This is a genomic window from Rhodobacter sp. (assembly GCA_020637515.1).
In the GTDB taxonomy this organism is placed as follows: Bacteria; Pseudomonadota; Alphaproteobacteria; order Rhodobacterales; family Rhodobacteraceae; genus Pararhodobacter.
Map to the genome: position 1 here is coordinate 2,838,751 of JACKKG010000001.1, position 18,022 is coordinate 2,856,772.

Annotated in this window: 18 protein-coding genes; 7 read left to right on the forward strand and 11 right to left on the reverse strand. The window is 67.5% G+C overall.

All coding sequences use genetic code 11. From position 1 onward, the window contains the following. Positions 1–10 precede the first annotated feature (10 nt). The 9 genes from H6900_13880 to H6900_13920 form a co-directional block, all read right to left on the reverse strand. Positions 11–325 carry a hypothetical protein gene (locus tag H6900_13880; protein ID MCC0074369.1) on the reverse strand — a complete coding sequence of 105 codons (315 nt, stop codon included), beginning with the start codon at positions 323–325 and terminating at the stop codon, positions 11–13. 74 nt (positions 326–399) lie between these two features. Next, positions 400–1,080, reverse strand: coding sequence for an alpha/beta fold hydrolase (locus H6900_13885; GenBank protein MCC0074370.1), 681 nt, complete (start codon positions 1,078–1,080; stop codon positions 400–402). 3 nt (positions 1,081–1,083) lie between these two features. Next, positions 1,084–2,388, reverse strand: a complete 1,305-nt coding sequence (locus H6900_13890; GenBank protein MCC0074371.1) for a TRAP transporter large permease — start codon at positions 2,386–2,388, stop codon at positions 1,084–1,086. Next, entirely contained in the window at positions 2,385–2,885 is a 501-nt protein-coding gene (locus H6900_13895; GenBank protein ID MCC0074372.1) for a TRAP transporter small permease, read from the reverse strand. Before H6900_13895 ends, H6900_13890 begins: the two co-directional genes overlap by 4 nt. A gap of 19 nt (positions 2,886–2,904) precedes the next feature. Beyond that, positions 2,905–3,897, reverse strand: coding sequence for a TRAP transporter substrate-binding protein (locus H6900_13900; GenBank protein ID MCC0074373.1), 993 nt, complete (start codon positions 3,895–3,897; stop codon positions 2,905–2,907). 192 nt (positions 3,898–4,089) lie between these two features. Then, entirely contained in the window at positions 4,090–5,502 is a 1,413-nt protein-coding gene (locus H6900_13905) for an aminomethyl transferase family protein (GenBank protein MCC0074374.1), read from the reverse strand. A 111-nt stretch (positions 5,503–5,613) separates the two neighbouring features. Then, on the reverse strand, positions 5,614–6,348 hold the full coding sequence (locus H6900_13910; protein ID MCC0074375.1) for a GntR family transcriptional regulator: 735 nt from the start codon (positions 6,346–6,348) through the stop codon (positions 5,614–5,616). Between the two features lie 172 nt (positions 6,349–6,520). After that, positions 6,521–7,282 carry an SDR family NAD(P)-dependent oxidoreductase gene (locus H6900_13915; protein MCC0074376.1) on the reverse strand — a complete coding sequence of 254 codons (762 nt, stop codon included), beginning with the start codon at positions 7,280–7,282 and terminating at the stop codon, positions 6,521–6,523. Between the two features lie 3 nt (positions 7,283–7,285). After that, positions 7,286–9,121 (reverse strand): feruloyl-CoA synthase, encoded by a 1,836-nt coding sequence (locus H6900_13920; protein MCC0074377.1) that lies wholly within the window; start codon positions 9,119–9,121, stop codon positions 7,286–7,288. A gap of 137 nt (positions 9,122–9,258) precedes the next feature. On the opposite strand from H6900_13920, the gene H6900_13925 reads away from it, so the two are divergent. From H6900_13925 to H6900_13955, 7 genes are all read left to right on the forward strand, one after another. After that, the gene (locus H6900_13925) at positions 9,259–10,032 is read left to right on the forward strand and encodes a crotonase/enoyl-CoA hydratase family protein (protein ID MCC0074378.1); all 774 of its coding nucleotides are present in this window, start codon (positions 9,259–9,261) and stop codon (positions 10,030–10,032) included. A gap of 4 nt (positions 10,033–10,036) precedes the next feature. Next, a complete protein-coding gene (locus H6900_13930) occupies positions 10,037–10,513 on the forward strand; it encodes a MarR family transcriptional regulator (GenBank protein MCC0074379.1) in 477 nt (158 codons plus the stop codon). Continuing rightward, positions 10,510–11,385, forward strand: a complete 876-nt coding sequence (locus H6900_13935; protein MCC0074380.1) for an amidohydrolase — start codon at positions 10,510–10,512, stop codon at positions 11,383–11,385. Before H6900_13930 ends, H6900_13935 begins: the two co-directional genes overlap by 4 nt. 34 nt (positions 11,386–11,419) lie before the next feature. After that, positions 11,420–12,544, forward strand: coding sequence for a TRAP transporter substrate-binding protein DctP (gene dctP, locus H6900_13940; protein ID MCC0074381.1), 1,125 nt, complete (start codon positions 11,420–11,422; stop codon positions 12,542–12,544). Between the two features lie 61 nt (positions 12,545–12,605). Continuing rightward, positions 12,606–13,100, forward strand: a complete 495-nt coding sequence (locus H6900_13945) for a TRAP transporter small permease (protein MCC0074382.1) — start codon at positions 12,606–12,608, stop codon at positions 13,098–13,100. Further along, positions 13,097–14,398: a TRAP transporter large permease subunit gene (locus tag H6900_13950; protein MCC0074383.1), complete on the forward strand. Its 1,302-nt coding sequence runs from the start codon at positions 13,097–13,099 to the stop codon at positions 14,396–14,398. Before H6900_13945 ends, H6900_13950 begins: the two co-directional genes overlap by 4 nt. Continuing rightward, complete coding sequence (locus tag H6900_13955) at positions 14,395–15,987, forward strand: acyl-CoA dehydrogenase family protein (GenBank protein ID MCC0074384.1); 1,593 nt, start codon at positions 14,395–14,397, stop codon at positions 15,985–15,987. The genes H6900_13950 and H6900_13955 overlap by 4 nt, the downstream gene beginning before the upstream one ends. Here the strand turns inward: H6900_13955 and H6900_13960 are convergent. Continuing rightward, positions 15,942–17,159, reverse strand: a complete 1,218-nt coding sequence (locus H6900_13960) for a LysR family transcriptional regulator (GenBank protein ID MCC0074385.1) — start codon at positions 17,157–17,159, stop codon at positions 15,942–15,944. The two genes, H6900_13955 and H6900_13960, sit on opposite strands and share 46 nt — an antisense overlap. Then, positions 17,156–18,004: an NAD(P)-dependent oxidoreductase gene (locus tag H6900_13965; GenBank protein MCC0074386.1), complete on the reverse strand. Its 849-nt coding sequence runs from the start codon at positions 18,002–18,004 to the stop codon at positions 17,156–17,158. The genes H6900_13960 and H6900_13965 overlap by 4 nt, the downstream gene beginning before the upstream one ends. Positions 18,005–18,022: the final 18 nt, after the last annotated feature.

Sequence of the window (18,022 nt, forward strand, 5' to 3'; positions counted from 1 at the left end):
TCGTCCTCCTTCAGACCGTCATGCGGGGGGAAATGCGATCGGCGGCGAAACTGTCCGCCAGCCGGGTCAAGGCGATCGTGGCGACGACCCCGCCGGTGACGAACGGATCACCGTCGAGATAGGCGCGCGCGGCCTCGGGGGTGGCGGCCTCGATCAGGCCCCAATGGCCGATGGCGACGCCCGCGTCATCCCACAGGGCCGAACCGTGGATCACCGACACGCGCCCTGCGCCGCCAGAGCGATTCCAGTCGCGATGGGCCGGCCTGAGCCGGTCGCGGGCGCCATCCATGCCAGGATGGTGATCGCAGCGCATCAGGAAGAACATGCACACACTCCTTCAGCCACGCCGGAACCGCCTCCGGCCGTCAGCCAGGCGACCCTCGGCAGGTTTCGCGTCGGTCAGTCCCGCAGGAACGGGACCAGGATGTCGGCCACCGCCCCGGGCCGTTCGACGGGGGCAAAATGGCCCGCGTCCTCGATGATTTCCAGCCGCGCCCCGGGCAGCAGCGCCAGCATGTCCTCGTGCTGGGCGACCGGCGACCACTGGTCGTGCCGGCCCACCATCAGCAGCACCGGACACGCGACCTGCCCCAGCGTCGCCGCCGCGTCGGGGCGGTTCACCAGCGCCCGGATCTGGCGGGCGTGCAGTTCGGGCGTCATGCGCAGCACCATCGCCCTGAGCCCGTCCATCAGCGCGGTGTCGGTCTGGTTCCCCTGCCAGACCATGGGCGGCAGCCAGCGGTCGGCCAGGGCCCGCATCCCGTTGTCAAAGGCAAAGCGCACGATCTCGTCGCGCTTTTCCGTCTCGCCCGCGCGCAGAGGGTGGATGCCGGTGTCCAGCAGCGCCAACCGCTCGATCCGGTCGGGGGCGAGACGCGCCATTTCCATGGCCACCCGCGCGCCCATCGAATGCCCGGCCACGCGCAGCGCGCCCGGGTGGCGTTGCAGAAGATCGCGCGCCATCTGCGTCAGGTCGTCCTGCGTGGACAGGTCCGCCACCTCGGCCGGCAGGCGCGCCAGAACGGCCTCCCAGCAGAAGCGGTCGCACAGAAGGCCGGGGATCAGCAGCGTCGTCGTCATGGCTCAGTTGATCATCGTATCGGGCAGATACAACGAGATCTGCGGGAATATCACCAGGATCACCAGCGTGACGATCATGGCCAGCCAGAACGGCACCACGCCCCGGAAGATCGTGTTCAGATCGACATTCGGCGCCACCGACTTGACGATGAACACGTTGACCCCCACGGGCGGCGAGATCAGCCCCATTTCCAGCGTCAGCACCACCAGAACGCCGAACCAGATCGGATCAAAGCCCAGTTGCTGGACGATCGGGAAGAAGATCGGCATGGTCAGCACCAGCATGGCAAAGCCTTCCAGGAAGCACCCCAGCACCAGGTAGCAGGCCAGGATCAGGCCCAGGACCGCCAGCGGCGGCAGGCTCAACCCGATCAGGAATTCGCCCAGCGCCTGCGGAATGTGGCTGAGCGCGAGGAACGGATTGATCATGTGCGCGGCGATCAGGATCAGCATCACCGTGGCGGTCGTCGTGACCGAGGATTTTGCCGCCGCCCAGAACGCCCGCAAGGTCAGGGTCCGGGCCACCAGGCCGATCACGATGATGAGCCCGGCCCCCACGGCCGAGGCCTCGACCGGCGAGAACACGCCCGTGTAGATGCCGCCGATGGTGATGAGAATGACCGCCAGGATCGGCACCGCGCCGATCATCGCGCGCGCCTTTTCGGACAACGAGGTGCGCGGACCGGCGGGGCCCATCGCCGGGTTCACCCAGCAGATCGCCGTCACCGTCAGCACGAACATCAAGAGCAGCAGCAACCCGGGCAGGACGCCCGCCAGGAACAGCCGGCCGATGCTTTGCTGGGTCAGGATCGCGTAGATCACGAACCCGGTCGAGGGCGGGATCAGGATCCCCAGCGTGCCGCCCGCCGCGACCGCGCCCGTGCTCAGCCGGGGGTCATAGTTGAAGCGGTCCATTTCCTTCAGCGACACCTTGCCCATGGTCAGCGCCGAGGCGACCGACGAGCCCGACAGCGCCGCGAACCCGCCGCAGCCGATCACCGTGGCCGAGGCCAGCCCGCCCCGCACCGATCCGATGACGGCATAGGCCGCATCATAGAGCCGCCGGCTCATGCCGGTTTCGGTGGCGACGTTGCCCATCAGGATGAACAGCGGCACCACGACCAGTTCCGCACTGGTGGACAGCGTGAAGCTTTCGGTGGCGAGATAGCTCATCGCCGCGTTCCAGCCGTTCAGGATGGAGATCCCCACGAAGCCAACCGCGAACATGGCAAAGGCGACGGGAATGCGCAGGGCCAACAGGACGAACAGCGCGCCCATGCCCCACATGCCGATGGCAAAACCGCTCATGTCGCGTGATCCCCGGTGGCCGTTTCCCTGACAACCCGTCCGCCGGTCAGCAGCACCAGAAAGCGCAGCGCCATGCCGAAGGCGGTAATCGCACTGGTCGCGACGATGTAGTATTTGAACCAGGCAAAGGGCAAATAAAGGATGTTGGTGGACTGGTGCAGCATCACCGACATCCGGGCGCTGAACCACATGTTGTAGGCAACCCCCGCAAAGATCGCCGCGCCCACCAGCGCCGCGGCCAGATCGCCCAGCCGGATCAACCAGCCGGGAAAGGCGCGCTCGAACACGTCAACGGCGATATGCCCGCCCTGACGGTCGCAGAGCGCCATGCCCCCGAAGACCAGCACCAGCATGGACATCTGCGTGATGTCCTGCGCACCGGTCAGCGGATGGCCGAAATAGCGCCCGGTGACGTCGATCAGGATCACCACGACTTCGGCGATCAGACCCACCGTCCCCAGAACCGCGGCCAGGGCTGTCGCCCTGGCCGCAATCATGTCGAGGATGCGAAGCACCTCAGTTTCCGCCCTGCATCACGGCCAGGACATGGGCGCCGTCATCGACCGAGGCGACGACCTGGTCGCGCACCGGCAGCGTCAGCGCGCCAAAGGCGGCGGCTTCGTCCGCGCTCAGGGTGTAGACGGTGTTGTCACCGGTCGCGCTGATCTGGTCGATCACCTGCTGCGCGCGGGCGTTCCAGCCGGCTTCGGCCGAGGCCGACAGCGGGCGCCCGGCGATCGCGTCGAGCGCGGCGCGCTGCCCTTCGGGCAGGCTGGCGTAGCGGTCGGCGTTCATCACCAGATAGAACGAGATGCGGCCCAGCGGCGCGCCCAGCGTGTAGCTGTTGGCGACTTCGTCCAGACGGAAGTCCCCGATCGCCGAGGCGCCGGTGATGACGCCGTCGATGAGGCCGGTCTGAAGCGCGTTGTAGATCTCGCCCGCGGGCATCTGCACCGGGGTCGCGCCCAGGGCCTCGACCGCGGCGGCGGCCGCCGAACCCGACACGCGGATCTTCAGCCCGGCCACGTCGGCGGGGGTGCGGATGTCGTGGTCGCGCATGATGAACACGTTGGGTTCCGACAGCCACAGCGCCAGCGGACGGGTGCCGGGGAACTCGTCGTTCAGCAGGCCCGCGTCATAGGCGTTCCACAGCATGTCATAGCCGTTCATGCCCTCGGGCAGCGCGCCGGGCAGCTCGGCGATCATCGTGCGCGGGAACTGCGACGAGGTGTAGCCCTCCAGCCCCCAGACGATATCGGCCACGCCGGTCAGCGCGCGGGCGTATTGCTCCAGCGGGCCGGCCCCCAGCTCGCCGCCGGGATACACCTGGATCTCCAGGCCCGAGGCCTGCGTCGCGGCGATCAGCGGTTCGATGGTCGAGGCCGTCAGCGTGTGCTGCGGCGGCACCCAGTGGGCCAGGCGCAGCGTGTCGGCGCCGGCCGGCGCGGCCAGCATCGAGGCGGCAACAGCCGCCGCACCGGCGGCGCGAAGGGTCGAGAAGTCGAGCATTGTATTCCTCCCAGGTATCGGGGCCTTGCGCCCCGGATCGAAAGACTTGCGTCCGGGTTCACTATGACCGAGTTCGCAAACCCGCCAAATCGTTTTCGCGGCGTGCGACATAAGGAAACACTATTATTGACCCGGATCGACGGGGTCGCCCAGAACGGCGGGGGACGCGCCCCCGCCGCAGGGTCTCGATGCTCAGCTGCGCGTGCGCCAGCTGTCCGCATAGTTGACGCGGGCCTCGGCCGAATAGGGCGTCGGCGCCACGCGCACGCGGATGTCCGCCTGCTTGTGCTCTTCAGTCGAGGTCTTGCCGGTCGGCGTCGGCTCGCCCCATTTCAGCGTCAGCACGTCGCCCACCTGAACGTCGTTGCTGACCACACCCAGGCTGAGCAGGCAGCGTTCGTTGAAGCTGTAGCCATTGAACATCGACATGCCGACCATCTTGCCCGCGTCGTTGACGATCATGTCGGCCGAGGACGAGGCATAGTTGGGCTGCGGGAAGTCGATCCACTTGTAGGGGGTGCCCTGCTCAAAGGACGAGGCGATGACCTTCAGCACGTCGTCGCGGTTCCACTCGAAGGTCACCTTCTTGCGCTTGGGTCCTTCGGCCTTGATCTTCTCCAGCGCGGCCTTGCCGACGAAGTCATCCTTCTTCCAACCGATGTAGAAGTCATAGCCCAGTTCGAACGGGTTGACGTAGTAGTCCTCGATGTTGTCCGAAACGAACGAGCCGCCGATCGCGCCCGCCGCTTCGTACATGTCGGTGCCCAGCCATTCGCGATAGGCCTTGGTCATGCCGTCGCCGGTGTAGATGCCGGGCAACGGCGAGGGAATCCAGCCCGATTCCAGTGTGTTGGTCGAATAGGCGCGGCTACCGCACTGGACCAGGTTGACGCCGGCGTCGCGCGCAGCCTGCAGGATGGTCGAGTGGATGTAGTCCTTGTCCTTGTAGGGACCCCAGACTTCCAGCCCCGGCGCGCCGGACATGCCGTGACGCAGCGCCTGCACCTTTTTCGAACCGATGTTGATCCATTCGACGTGGAAGAACTTGATGTCCGGGATCGGGCCGCCGTTCATCTTTTCAAAGATCGCCGGCGCATCGGGGCCCTGGATCTGATAGCGGTAATGCTCGCGCAGCACGCGCTCGCCCTCGGGGCGGCTGGGCGAACGGGGGTCATACCGCAGGCGCACGTTCCAGCTGCCATAGGCGGCGGCGAACATCAGCCAGTTAGAGGTCGGCGCGCGGCCGACCAGGATGTATTTGTCCTCGCGCTCGCGAAAGATGATGTGGTCGCCGATGACGTGGCCGGCGGGCGTGACGGGCACATAGTGCTTGGCGCGGTTCAGCGCGAAGTTCCCGAAGGCGTTGATGCCGTGATGGGCCAGGAACTCGGTCGCCTGCGGCCCCTCGACGATCACCTCGTCCATGTGGTGCGACTGGTCGAACAGCACCGCGGACTTGCGCCAGGCCTCCTGTTCGACGCGCCAGTTCGAGAATTCGGGCGCGACGACCGGATAGACATACATGCCGATCTTCGAATTGCGCAGCATTTCGACGGTCTTGCCGCCATTGGCCGCGATCAGGGATTCCAGGCTCGTGACAGCCATGTCGATTCTCCTCCAGGTGATAATGTATACACCCTGCGTTCAGGTTCAGCGAAACGCAAGAAAAATCGCCTGCATTGGCGGCGATTCGCTGAAATTTGTATGCATGATCCGTCAGCGCACGATCAGCGACAATCCGGGGACCCCGTCCGAGGCCTGCAAATCCGAAACGAAGGTGTCCTCCAGGTTGCCGCGCGCGATTCGCGCGTGCTCGCGGGCGATCGCCTCCGCCCGCGCGCCCTCGCGCGCCTCGATCGCCTGGACCATCGCCCGGTGCTGCGCCTGCGCCTGGATCAGCGACCGATGCGACCGCGCATTTTCCGCCTGCCCCAACACAAAGGCCGAAGGCGAGGCAAAGGGCAAAGACTTGACCCGCTCCAACTCGCGCAGGATCACCGGGCTCTGGCACAGGCCGGCCAGCCGGGCGTGAAACTGTCCGTTCAACTCGCTGTAGACGTCGAAATCGACCTGATCGCCATCGCGCGCGAAACACTGGTCCAGACGATCCAGAAGACCCTTGATTTCTTTTATTTTCAAAGGGTCGGCACCCTGTTCGGCGGCCAGCCGAACCGCCGTCCCCTCCAGAACGCCGCGCAACTCGATGGCGTCGGTCACGTCGCGCAGAGTAAAGCTGCGCACCTGGAACCCGCCCCCCGAGGCCCGCTCCAGCAGCCCCTCCTCGGCCAGCCGCGACATTGCTTCGCGCACCGGCGTGCGCGAAATCTGCAACTCCTCGGACAGCGCGACCTCGTAAAGCCGGGTGCCGCCGGGCAGACCGCCGTGAATGATCTTCTGGCGCAACTCGTAGGTCGCGCGCTTGGTCAGATTGACGCTTTTCGATTCCGTCATGCCCGCGGGACCCCTCTATGTATACACGCAATGTATACAACGCCCGCGTCAGCGTAAACATGTCCCTGCGCCCTCGGGGTCGAAATCCGCGAAGGGGGGGATTTTCAAGGGGTCCCCCGGACCCCTTGAAGCGGGGGGTTCGGGGGGCGGCAGCCCCCCGCGCCTACGGGGCCTAGCGGGCCTTCAGCCGCGCAGAACCGTCCAGCCGCACGCATTCTCCATTCAGATAGCGGTTCGTCGCCATGAAACAGACCGTGTCTGCGAATTCCGTCGGATCGCCCAGGCGCTGCGGAAAGGGAATGTCCGCCGCCAGCGCCTTTTGCGCCTCTTCGGGCAGGGTGTGCAGCAGCGGCGTCAGAAAGATCCCCGGCGCGATCACGTTGACCCGAACCCCGACCCGCGCCAGTTCCCGTGCGATGGGCAGCGTCATGCCGACGATCCCCCCCTTCGACGCCGAATAGGCGGCCTGCCCGATCTGCCCGTCAAACGCCGCGACCGAGGCGGTGTTGATGACCACACCGCGCTCGCCGTCTTCCATCGGGTCCATCTCCGCCATCCGCGCCACGGCCAGGCGCAGCACGTTGAAGCTGCCGACCAGATTGACCGTGATGGTGCGCTGGAACGCCTCCAGCGGCAGCGGCCCGTCGCGGCCCAGCACCCGCCCTGCGGTGCCGATGCCGGCGCAATTGACGACAATGCGCGGCGCGCCATGGGCGGCCGAGCCCCTGTCCAGCGCCGCGCCCACATCCGCCTCGGACGTCACGTCGCCCGCCGCCGACACGCCGCCGATCGCCGCCGCGACCGCCGCCGCCTTGTCGCCGTCACGGTCCAGGATGCAGACGCTGGCGCCGCGCGCCGCGAGCATCCGCGCCGTCGCCTCGCCCAGCCCCGAGCCGCCGCCCGTGACCAGCGCCGAAGTTCCCTCGATCCGCATCGCTTACCCTTTCTTTCCGTCGATGACCCGCTTGTCGCCGGCATAGAGCGCCGCGACCAGATCCTTGCGATGACTGCGCACCGCGCGCTGGTTGACCGAGCCCTTGTCCGTCACCTCGCCCTTGTCCAGGCTCAGCGGCGCCACCAGCATCATCACCCGCGGCACGCGCAGCGAGGACCCGGTGGCGGTGGCGTTGTAGGCTGCCAGCCGCTCGGCGATCACCGGGCGCAGCGCGGGGTGGCTGAACAACTGCTCGTCGGGCAGGTCGGCGCCGCCGGGCACCAGCTTCTCGATCGCCGGGCGGAACGGCACCAGCAGGGCCCCCAGCGAATCCTCGCCCTCGCCCACGATCACCGCGTCGCGCGCCAGTCCACCCAGCGCGTCCGTCAGTTTCGCGCGCAAGGCGCCGACGCCGACCCAGGTGCCCGTGGACAGTTTGAAATTCTCGGCCACGCGGCCATCGAACATGAAGCCTTTGGACGGGTCGCTTTCATCGACGAACTTGAACGCGTCGCCCAGGCAATAGAACCCTTCCTCGTCAAAGGCTTCAGCCGTCAGCCTGGGGTTGCGCCAGTATCCGGGCGTGACGTTCGGCCCCTTGACGCGGGCCTCCCATTTGCCTTCGGTCGGGACCAGCTTCAGCAGGATTTCCCGGGCCGGAACGCCGATGCAGCCCGCCGGCGCGGCCGGATCGGTGTTGAACAGCGCAAAGGGCGCGGTCTCGGTCGCACCCAGGCCGGTGGCCAGCAGAATACGCTCGCCGGTGGATTTCACCGCCAGCCGCTCCAGCGCATCCCAGGTGTGCCGGGCCATGGCCGCACCGGCGTAGTATTTCAGCTTGAGGTTCTGGAAAAAGGCGTCGGCCAGCGCGGGGTCGGCCTCCATCGCCTCGACCAGCATCTCGTAGCCGAAGGGGACGTTCCAATACCAGTTCGGCCTGACCTCGCGGATGTCGCGGATCGTGTTGGCGATCATGTCCCGCGTCGGACGACCGGAATCGTTGTAGAAGGTGCCGCCGTTGTAGATGGCGGTGTTGAAGCACAGGTTGCCGCCGGCGACGTGGTTCCACGGCGACCAGTCCAGGATGACCGGAGGTTCGTCGCGCAGATAGGCGTAGCAATCGGTCATCTGTTCCATGTTCACGCACATCATGCGCTGGGTCTGGATCACCGCCTTGGGTGACCCCGTGGTGCCCGAGGTGAACAGGAACTTGGCGATCGTGTCGGGCCCGGTCTCGGCGCGCGCGCGGTCCACGGCGTCGGTGGCGACGGTCGCCAGCAGCGCGTCCCAGCCCAGCGTGATCCCCGGCCCGCTGCGGCCGATCAGCGGCAGCCCCGCGAACACGGCGGCGATGGCGGGGGCGAAGGCGGTGGTGTCCTCGGCGAAGACGGCGCCGGGGGTGATCTGGTCGCGCACCGATTCGAGCTTTCCGAACCCGTCGCCCGCGGTCGCATAGGCCGGCGCGATGGCCGAGGACGGGATCCCTACATACTGCGCCCCCAGCGCCATCAGACCATGCGCGATGGAATTGCCCGACAGGATCACCAGAGGCCGGTCTGTCGTCAGCCCGAGGTCCAGCAGCGCCTGGCCGATGGCCCGGATGTGACCCAGCATCTGCGCATAGCTGACCCGGCGCCAGGGCCCGTCGCGGCCGTCGCGTTCGGCCATCCAGACGTGATCGGGGCGGACATCGACCCAGTGGTGGATGCGGTCCGACAGGCGCGCGGGATAGTCGCCCAGAGGCCCGTTCTGCCAGACCAGGACAGAGCCGTCATCGCGGCGTTCCCAATCGACATCGGGCGACCAGAGCTTGACGGGGCGCAGCGGTGATTCTTGCATGACGATCTCCTCCCGGCTCATAGTTTACTAGGAAACTTTTTCCACGGATAGCGATGATTTTGTTTACTCGGATACTTTTTGCAAGGATACTCAGTTTCAGAATCGACGCAACAACCAGCAAGACGACGGGCCCGGCGATGAAATATCTGACACTCGAATACGACGGCGACGTCGCCATCGTGGGCCTGAACCGCCCCGAGAAACGCAACGCCATCTCGGACGCGTTCATCGAGGAACTGGACACCGTCGTAACGCAGGTGAACGGGCGCGCGAAAGCTGCGGTGATCTTTGGCCATGGGCCGCATTTCTGCGCCGGTCTCGATCTGGCCGAACATGTCAAGAAGACCCCCTTCGAGGGGGTCCACGGCTCGCGTCGCTGGCACGAGGTCTTTGCGCGCATTCAACGCGGCAAGATGCCCTGGTTCGGCGCGCTGCACGGCGCCGTGGTGGGCGGCGGGCTTGAGCTGGCGTCGTCGCTGCATGTCCGGGTTGCCGACGCGACCGCCTTTTTCGCCCTGCCCGAGGGCCAGCGCGGCATCTTTGTCGGCGGCGGGGCCTCGGTGCGGACGGCGCGTCTGATGGGCGTGTCGCGGATGACCGATCTCATGCTGACCGGCCGTTCGATCGACGCCGACACCGCCGAACGCTGGAACACCGTCAACTATGTCGTCCCGGCGGGCGAGGCGCTGGCCAAGGCCGTCGCGCTGGCCAAACACGCGGCGACCAACGCCGAAATCTCGACCTACGCGATCCTGCACGCCCTGCCCCGCATCAACGACATGGCGACCGAGGACGGGCTTTTCGTGGAAAGCTTCATCGCCTCGTTCACCGCCACCTCGCCCGAGGCCGAAGAGCGCCTCAACGCCTTCCTGTCGAAGCGCGCGGGCAAAGTGACCAATCCGAACGGATGAGCGGATGAACGCACTCTACCCGACGCCCGAGGACGACACCCTGGACCTGGGCGCGCTGCCGCGGTCGCTGGGGTTCATGCTGCGCCTGGCACAGATCAGTTCGTTCGCACATTTCTTTCGCGAATTCGCCGATTGCGACGTCAAGCCCGGAGAGTTCACGGTCATCTGGGTGATCGGGCTGAACCCCGGCGTCAAACAGGGCGCGCTGGCCCGCACCTTGCACATCAAGCCTGCGCACATGACCAAGCTGGTGCAGCGCATGGTGCGCGACGGGCTGGTGCTCAGGCAGATCCCGCCCGAGGACCGCCGCTCGGTCCGTCTGTCGCTGACCCCCGCCGGCGAAACGCATCTGAACCGCCACCGGGCCAAATTCATGGCCGTGCACAGCGCCGAACGGATCGGCCTGACCGAAACCGAGGCCGCCCAGTTGCTGGCGCTGTTGAACAAACTGACATTGCAAGAGGCCCCCGAATGCCTGTGAACCTCGACGAGATCGTCGCCATCGACTTCCACACCCACGCCGAAGAGCCCTGCGACAGCTGTCGTGACGACGGCTACAACGAGTTCCAGGCGGGCATGGCGGCCTATTTCAAGAACCCGGCCGGCGCCGACGGAATGCTGCCCTCGGTCCAGGAAACCGCGCAGTATTACCGCGAGCGCAGGATCGCCGCGGTGATCTTTCCGGTCGATGCCGAACGCGAATCCGGCTTTCGGCGGTATCACAACGAGGAAGTCGCGCAGATCGCGGCCGAAAATGACGACATCCTGATCCCCTTTGCCTCGATCGACCCGCACAAGGGCAAGATGGGCGTGCGCGAGGCACGCCGCCTGGTGCGCGATTTCGGCATCAAGGGGTTCAAGTTCCACCCCACCTTTCAGGGCTTCTACCCCAACGACCGCATGGCCTACGATCTCTACGAGGCGATCGCCGACGAGGGCGCGATCGCGCTGTTTCACACCGGGCAGACCGGCGTCGGATCGGGGATGCGGGGCGGCATGGGGATGCGGCTGAAGTATTCGAACCCGATGTATCTGGACGACGTGGCGGTCGATTTCCCCGACATGCCGATCGTTCTGGCGCATCCGTCGTTCCCCTGGCAGGAAGAGGCCTTGTCGGTGTGCCAGCACAAGCCCAATGTCTACATCGACCTCAGCGGCTGGTCGCCCAAGTATTTCCCCGAGATCCTGGTGCGATACGCGAACTCGATGCTGCGCAAGAAGATGCTCTTCGGATCGGACTGGCCGGCGATCACGCCGGACCGCTGGCTGGCCGATTTCGAGAAAGCCGGTTTTCGGGACGAGGTGCGCCCCCTCATCCTGAAGGAGAACGCGAAGAGGCTCTTGAAACTCTGAGCGATCGGGCGTTTTTTTTGGGAGGAAGACCATGATGAAACTGACCAAACTTGCCGCGCTGACGCTTGCCGCGTCGGTAGTGGCGCTGTCGGCCGGCGCGCAGGAACGCGTGCTGCGCATCGCCCCCGCGGCGCCGCCCGCGCACCCCGCGAACGGCGTGCTCTACACCAACTTCGCGCAGTATCTGCCCGAGGAATCGAACGGCCGTCTGGGCACCACCATGCTTGGCCCGGAAGTCGTGAACCTGGGCCAGATGAAGGACGCCCTGCAAAGCCAGGTCGCCGAAGTCGGCAACTTCCTGCCGCTCTATTTCCCGGCGGAACTGCCGCACATGTCGCTGGCGGGCGAACTGTCGCTGACTTCGGGCAACAGCCAGGCCGCGGCCGCCGCCATGACGCAGTGGATCGTCGAATGCGCGCCCTGCCAGCAGGAACTGCACAACTTCGGCTTCGTCTATCTGGGTTCGGGCGCCTCGGACGTCTACGAGATCCTCTCGACCCGTCCGGTGCATTCGGTGGCCGATCTTCAGGGCCTGCGCCTGCGGTCGGGCGGCAGCCCCTGGGCCCGCTTCGCCGAGCACTTCGGCGCCGTGCCCGCGCAGATCTCGGTCAACGACACGTTCGAGGCGATCAGCCAGGGCGTGGTGGACGGCTCGATGGCGTCCATCGCGGACCTGATCTCGTTCCGGCTGGTGGACGTGATCCACAACGTCACCTTCCTGCCGCTGGGCCTGTATCAGGCGACCTCGAACTTCATGACCTCGGGTGTCACCTGGTCGGAACTGTCGGTTGACGACCGCGCCGCGATGGCCCGGGCCGCGAACCGTGCCAACGCGGACTTTACCGACCGCTGGGGCCGCTCGATGCCGCAAGAGGCCGAGGCCGCCGCGCAGGCCGCCGGGATCGAACTGTATCACGCCGACGCCGATTTCGTGAACGCGGTGACCGAATTCATCGCGACCGAACCCGCGACCGCCGCCGCGATCGGTGTCGAACGCTATGGCATCGCCGATGCCGCCGATCGCGTCGCCCGCTTCCAGGAGCTGTATGCCCACTGGCAGTCGGTCGCCGAATCGGTGAACAGCGACCCGGTGCAGATGGCCCAGCACGTCTATGACGAGGTCTGGTCGCACGTCGATTTCTCGACCTACGGTCAGTAACGACGCCAGGCGCCGCCCCCGAATTCCCGGGGGCGGCGTCGTGACCCAACGGGAGTTTCCGATGAACCGTCTGGAACGGATCGAGGACGGCGCGCTTGCGCTGCTGGCGGTGCTGGGGGCGGTGGCGACGCTGGCCCTGATGATGCACGTCGCCATCGACATCACGCTGCGCAATCTTGCGAACTATCCCATCCCCGCCACCTTCGAGGTGGTCACCAACTATTACATGGTCTCGCTTGCCTTCATCCCGCTGGCCTGGGTCGAAAAATCCGGCGGCATGGTGCAGGTCGAGATCCTCGAAGGGTTCCTGAGCCCGCGCATGAAGCGGATCTCGGACCGCATGGTCTCGCTGATCTCGACGCTGGTGTATGCGGTGCTGGCCTGGGTCACGTTGCAGGTGGCGCTGCGCAACGCGGCCACGGGCAGCTACCTGATGGCCAACAGTGTCCGCGTGCTGACCTGGCCGGCCTACTGGATCCCGCCCGTGGGCTTCGGCCTGGCCGCCCTCACCACCTTCATCCGTCTCGTCTCGCCCACGAAGGATCCCCGCGTATGAGCGTTACCGTAGGATTTGCCGGCGTCGCCGTGCTGTTCGTTCTGCTGGCGCTGCGCGTGCCGGTGGCTATCGGCCTGATCGGCGTCTCGTTCGGCGGGGTGGCCTGGATGCTGGGCTTCACCCCGGCGATCGGCATCATCTCGAACACACCCTTTTCGTTCATCGCGAACTGGACGCTGTCGGCGGTGCCCATGTTCCTGCTGATGGGCTTCATCAGCTACCACGCCGGCCTGACCGCCGGCCTGTTCGAGGCCGCCAAGGCCGTGCTGCGGCGGGTGCCCGGCGCGCTGGCGATCTCGTCGATCTTTGCCTGTTCGGGCTTTGCCGCGGTCTGCGGCTCGTCGCTGGCGACCGCCGCCGCGATGGGCCGCATCGCCATCCCCGAGATGGTGCGCTCGGGCTATTCGCCCAGCTTCGCGGCGGGTTCGATTGCCGCGGGTGGAACGATCGGCGCGCTGATCCCGCCGTCGATCCTGATGATCGTCTACGGTGTGTTCGCGCAGACCTCGATCACGCAGGTCTTCGTGGGCGGCATCACCATCGGCATCGTCACCGCGCTGTCCTATGCCGTCATCGTGCTGCTGACCACCTGGCTGCGCCCCGACATCGCCCCGCCGCGCCCGCTGGACGCCGACGGGTTGAACACGCTCGAAGCGATCGTCAAGATCTGGCCGGTGCTGCTGCTTATGGCCATGGTGTTCGGCGGGCTCTTTTCGGGCGTGTTCACCGCGACCGAGGCCGGCGCCGTCGGCGCGCTGGGGTCGCTGGTCATCGGCCTGGTCACGCGGCGGCTGAACTGGGCGATCTTCCGCATCTCGATGATCGAGACGCTGCAAACCTCGGCGTCGCTGTTCATCATCGGCATCGGCGCGTCGATGTTCACGCGCTTTCTGGGCCTGACCGGGCTGTCCAGCTTCCTGACGCAATTCGTCGCCGGGGCCGACCTGGGGTTCGTGCAACTCATGCTGGTGGTGGTGATCATCTACCTGGTCCTGGGCATGTTCATGGAGCCCTTCGGCGCGATGATGGTCACGCTGCCGGTGCTGCTGCCGATCTTTCAGCAAGAACACATCAACCTGGTCTGGTTCGGCGTGTTGCTGGTCAAGCTGCTGGAAATCGGCATGATTACCCCGCCGGTGGGGATGAACGTGTTCGTCATCCGAAACGTCGCCAGCCAGTATGCGACCGTCACCCAGATCTTCAAGGGCGTGATCCCTTTCCTGGCCGCCGACCTTGTGGTGGTGGCGATCTGCATCGCCTTCCCGTCCCTGATCCTCTATCTGCCGAGCCTGATGTGACCTACCGTTCCGACGTCGATGCGATGCTGGACGCCCTCGCGCGCACGCCCAACTGGGCGCGCGTGCGCGGTGCGCTGGACGATGCCACCGTAACCTCGATCCTGACCGAAGCCGCGAAAGTGGCCGAAAGCGCCGTCGCGCCGGTCAACAAGACGGGCGACCGTGAGGGCGCGCGCCTGATCGACGGGCGCGTGCGCCTGCCCGCCGCCTTTCACGCGGCCTTCGACGCCGTCGCCGAGGGGGGGTGGCTGGGCCTCGAACAGGCCGAGGCGTTCGGCGGCATGGGCATGCCCTTGACGCTGTTCGCCGCCGCCAACCCACTGTTCGAACGCGCCGCGCCGTCGTTCATGATGTCGGTGGGCGGCACGCGCTCGGCGGCGCTGTTGCTGACGGAATGGGCCGAACCGGCGGTGCGCGACGACTGGGTGCCCGCTCTGATCGCCGGGGACCGCTGCGCGACGATCTGCATTTCGGAACCCGGCGCGGGCTCGGACCTGGGCCGCATCCGCACCCGTGCCGAGCGCGACAGCGACGGTGACGGCTGGCGGGTCAGCGGCCAGAAGATCTGGATCAGCTTCGGCGACCACGACCTGCGCGCGCGGATCGGCCATTGCCTGCTGGCCCGCACGGGCGACCAGCCCGGCACCCGGGGGCTGAGCCTGTTCCTGGTCGAGCGCGGGCCCGGCGTCACATGCGAGCGCATCGAGGAAAAGATGGGCCTTCACGGCTCGCCGACCTGCGCCTTGCAGTTCGACAACGCCCCGGCCCGGCTGATCGGCGAGGAAGGGCGCGGCCTGCCGCAACTGTTCACCATGATCCGGCACATGCGGCTGAGCGTCGCCTGCCAGGGGCTGGGCACCGCGCTGGCCTGTCACGACGTGGCCGCGACGCACGCGCAGGACCGCCGCCAGGGGGGTAACCCCAAGGAACCGCCGGTGCCGATCATCCAGCACCCCGATGTGCGCCGCCAGTTGATCGCGATGAAAAGCCGCATCGATCTGTTCCGGCTGGCGCTTCTCGAGGCCGCGACCTCGGCCGATCTCAGCGCCGAGGATGCGGACCTGGCGCGGCTGAACGCCTGGATGCTGCCGCTCATCAAGAATTTCGGGGCGGAACTGGGCTTCGATACCGCCGGGCAGTCGATCCTGGTGCTGGGCGGCGCCGGGTTCACGCAGGATTACCCGCTGGAGCAGGCGCTGCGCGACAGCCGGATCTTTGCCATCTACGAGGGCACGACCGGGATGCAGGGGCAGGATTTCTTCCTGCGTCAAACGCTGAGCGACGGTGGCGCGGCGCTGGCGGTCTTTCTGGCCCGCGCCCGCGCCGAATGCGCCGCGCAGCCCCGGTCGCTGGCCGTGATCGAGGATTTCGCCGCCTTCATGGACCGCGTCATGGCCGAAACCGACCGCGAACGGCAGGCCTGGATGGCCGACGCGGTGCTGCGCGCGGGCTGGGTGGCGGTGCAGGCCTGGATGGCCGCGCGGATCGCCGAGACGCCCGAGGCGCGGCATTTCCTGGCCTCGGCGCGCGCGCAACTGGCGCTTCACGTCGCCGTGGCCGATGGCCCCGTTGCGAGCCCGGCCGCCTGACCCAATCCCTGCCCGACCTGGCGCAGGATCGCCACGACCTGATCCTGCGCCGCGGTCGGCAGCCAGTCCTGGCGCAGCGTGATGCCGATCGGCCGCATCGAGCCGGGCAACCGCACCGCCAGCGGCTTCAGGGCGCCCAGGGCGATCTCGGCCCCGGCCTGCAAGCGGCTGATGCAGCCGATATGATCCGTCATGCCCAGCAATTCGCGCATCAGGATGGGTGAGCTGCTCTCGATGATCGCGGGCCGCGCGCCGGCGGGCAGCGGCGCCATGAAGCGTTCGAAATGCGCCCGCGACGGCGTCCCCTCGGGCGGCAGAACCCAGGGATGGCGGGCCAGCGCCGCAAGATCGGGCACCGCGTGGCCGACCAGCGGGTGCCCGGGCCGCGCCACCAGCACCAGGTCGTCGGTGAACAGCGCCTGTTGCACCACATCCGCGACCGGCGCGGGATCGCGCAGCGCGCCGATCAGCAGGTCGATCTCGCCCCGTCTGAGGCCGGCCAGGAGGTCGTCATAGGGCCCGTCCAGAACCGCGACCGGCATCGTCGGGCGCAACCGGCGGAACTCGGCGATGACGCGCGGCAACACGATCGAGCGTGACAGCGGCATGGCGCCGATGACGATACGCCCGGCCTCGCGCCCGGACAGTTCGGCCAGCTCGGCGGCGGCCTGTTCCAGTTCGCGAAAGCACAGCCGCGCCGCGTCGGCCAGCGCCTGCGCCGCGCGCGCCGGCTGCATCCGCTTGCCGGCCCGGTGAAACAGCGGGCGGCCGGCCTCGGATTCCAGCTGCGTCACTGCCCGGTGGACGGTCGGCTGCGACAGCCCCAGGCGCTGCGCCGCCAGCGTGAAGTTCTCGGCGTCGCGCACCGCGATCAACGCCGTCAACTGGGCGCGCGTCGCCGTCAGAACCAGCCGCGGCGCCAGCGTCGTCAGCGCGGCATCGAGCCGCCCCAGCGCCCGGCGAACGCGCAGGCCATAGGCGCGGCCGGCCTCGGTCGGACCGGCGGCCTCGCGACCGTGATGGATCAGTGCCACGCCGGCCTCGGATTCCAGCCGCGCCAGCGCCTGCGAGGCGGCAGGCTGCGAAATGTTGCACGCCCGCGCCGCCGCGGTGATCGTGCCCTGATCCAGCACCGCCAGAAACACCCTGAGATGGCGCAGGCTGGGCGTCATGGATCGAGCCCGCGCAACAACCCATCCGCCCGCGCGGGGAACCCGTCCTCCATCGCGACCTCGAGCGTGGCGATCTGGTCCTGCCACGCGGCGGTGGCGCTGGCCATGCGGTCGGGCAGCCCCAGTTCGCGCAGCGTGCGGGCGACCTCGCGCATCTCGGCGGCGCGGCGGCGCCCGTGCACGGCCATGCGTTCCAGATTGTAGGCACTGCGCGCCGTCCAGTCGAAGCCGGGGTCGCTGGCCTGGAGACTGGCCAGCACCGCCGCATCGGCGCCGGCCCGGCGCGCAGCCAGCAGGCATTCGGCGGTCAGGGCCTCGATCCCCTTGATCATGACCGATCGCAACATCTTGACGGTCGAGGCCTGCCCCACCTGGTCCCCGGCCTCGTGCGGCGACATGCCCAGCGTGCGCAAGGCCGCGGCCGCCGCCTGCGTATGGGGCCCCGCGATCAACAGGGGCACCGCGACCCGCGCGGGGTATACTGGCGCCATGATCGCCACATCGACATAGCGCCCGCCCGCCGCTTCGATCGCCCGGGCGGCCCGCGTCTTGGTGCCGGGCGAACAGGAATTGCCGTCGAACCACAGCGCCCCCGGCGCGAGATGCGGGGCGCATTCCTCGGCCGCGGCCTCGGCGCGGTCGGCGGTGACCAGGCACCAGACCAACCCCGCGCCATCCAGTGCCCCGGCCCGGTCGGTGCCGCGCACGCCCTGGGCCCGCATGGCATCCTCGAGGCCGGGTTTCACGTCAAAGCCCCGGACCCCGGCCAGCCCGCCGCGCGCGAACGAGCCGGCAAAGGCGCGCGCCGCCTCGCCGAAACCGATGAAGGCCAGCGTGTCCGCCATGAGGTCCCCCCTGCGTTG

Bases quoted from the DNA above. Each gene is read 5' to 3' on its own strand.
- H6900_13880 (MCC0074369.1), bottom strand. From the start codon at position 325: ATGTTCTTCCTGATGCGCTGCGATCACCATCCTGGCATGGATGGCGCC.
- H6900_13885 (MCC0074370.1), bottom strand. From the start codon at position 1,080: ATGACGACGACGCTGCTGATCCCCGGCCTTCTGTGCGACCGCTTCTGC.
- H6900_13890 (MCC0074371.1), bottom strand. From the start codon at position 2,388: ATGAGCGGTTTTGCCATCGGCATGTGGGGCATGGGCGCGCTGTTCGTC.
- H6900_13895 (MCC0074372.1), bottom strand. From the start codon at position 2,885: ATGATTGCGGCCAGGGCGACAGCCCTGGCCGCGGTTCTGGGGACGGTG.
- H6900_13900 (MCC0074373.1), bottom strand. From the start codon at position 3,897: ATGCTCGACTTCTCGACCCTTCGCGCCGCCGGTGCGGCGGCTGTTGCC.
- H6900_13905 (MCC0074374.1), bottom strand. From the start codon at position 5,502: ATGGCTGTCACGAGCCTGGAATCCCTGATCGCGGCCAATGGCGGCAAG.
- H6900_13910 (MCC0074375.1), bottom strand. From the start codon at position 6,348: ATGACGGAATCGAAAAGCGTCAATCTGACCAAGCGCGCGACCTACGAG.
- H6900_13915 (MCC0074376.1), bottom strand. From the start codon at position 7,282: ATGCGGATCGAGGGAACTTCGGCGCTGGTCACGGGCGGCGGCTCGGGG.
- H6900_13920 (MCC0074377.1), bottom strand. From the start codon at position 9,121: ATGCAAGAATCACCGCTGCGCCCCGTCAAGCTCTGGTCGCCCGATGTC.
- H6900_13925 (MCC0074378.1), top strand. From the start codon at position 9,259: ATGAAATATCTGACACTCGAATACGACGGCGACGTCGCCATCGTGGGC.
- H6900_13930 (MCC0074379.1), top strand. From the start codon at position 10,037: ATGAACGCACTCTACCCGACGCCCGAGGACGACACCCTGGACCTGGGC.
- dctP (MCC0074381.1), top strand. From the start codon at position 11,420: ATGAAACTGACCAAACTTGCCGCGCTGACGCTTGCCGCGTCGGTAGTG.
- H6900_13945 (MCC0074382.1), top strand. From the start codon at position 12,606: ATGAACCGTCTGGAACGGATCGAGGACGGCGCGCTTGCGCTGCTGGCG.
- H6900_13950 (MCC0074383.1), top strand. From the start codon at position 13,097: ATGAGCGTTACCGTAGGATTTGCCGGCGTCGCCGTGCTGTTCGTTCTG.
- H6900_13960 (MCC0074385.1), bottom strand. From the start codon at position 17,159: ATGACGCCCAGCCTGCGCCATCTCAGGGTGTTTCTGGCGGTGCTGGAT.
- H6900_13965 (MCC0074386.1), bottom strand. From the start codon at position 18,004: ATGGCGGACACGCTGGCCTTCATCGGTTTCGGCGAGGCGGCGCGCGCC.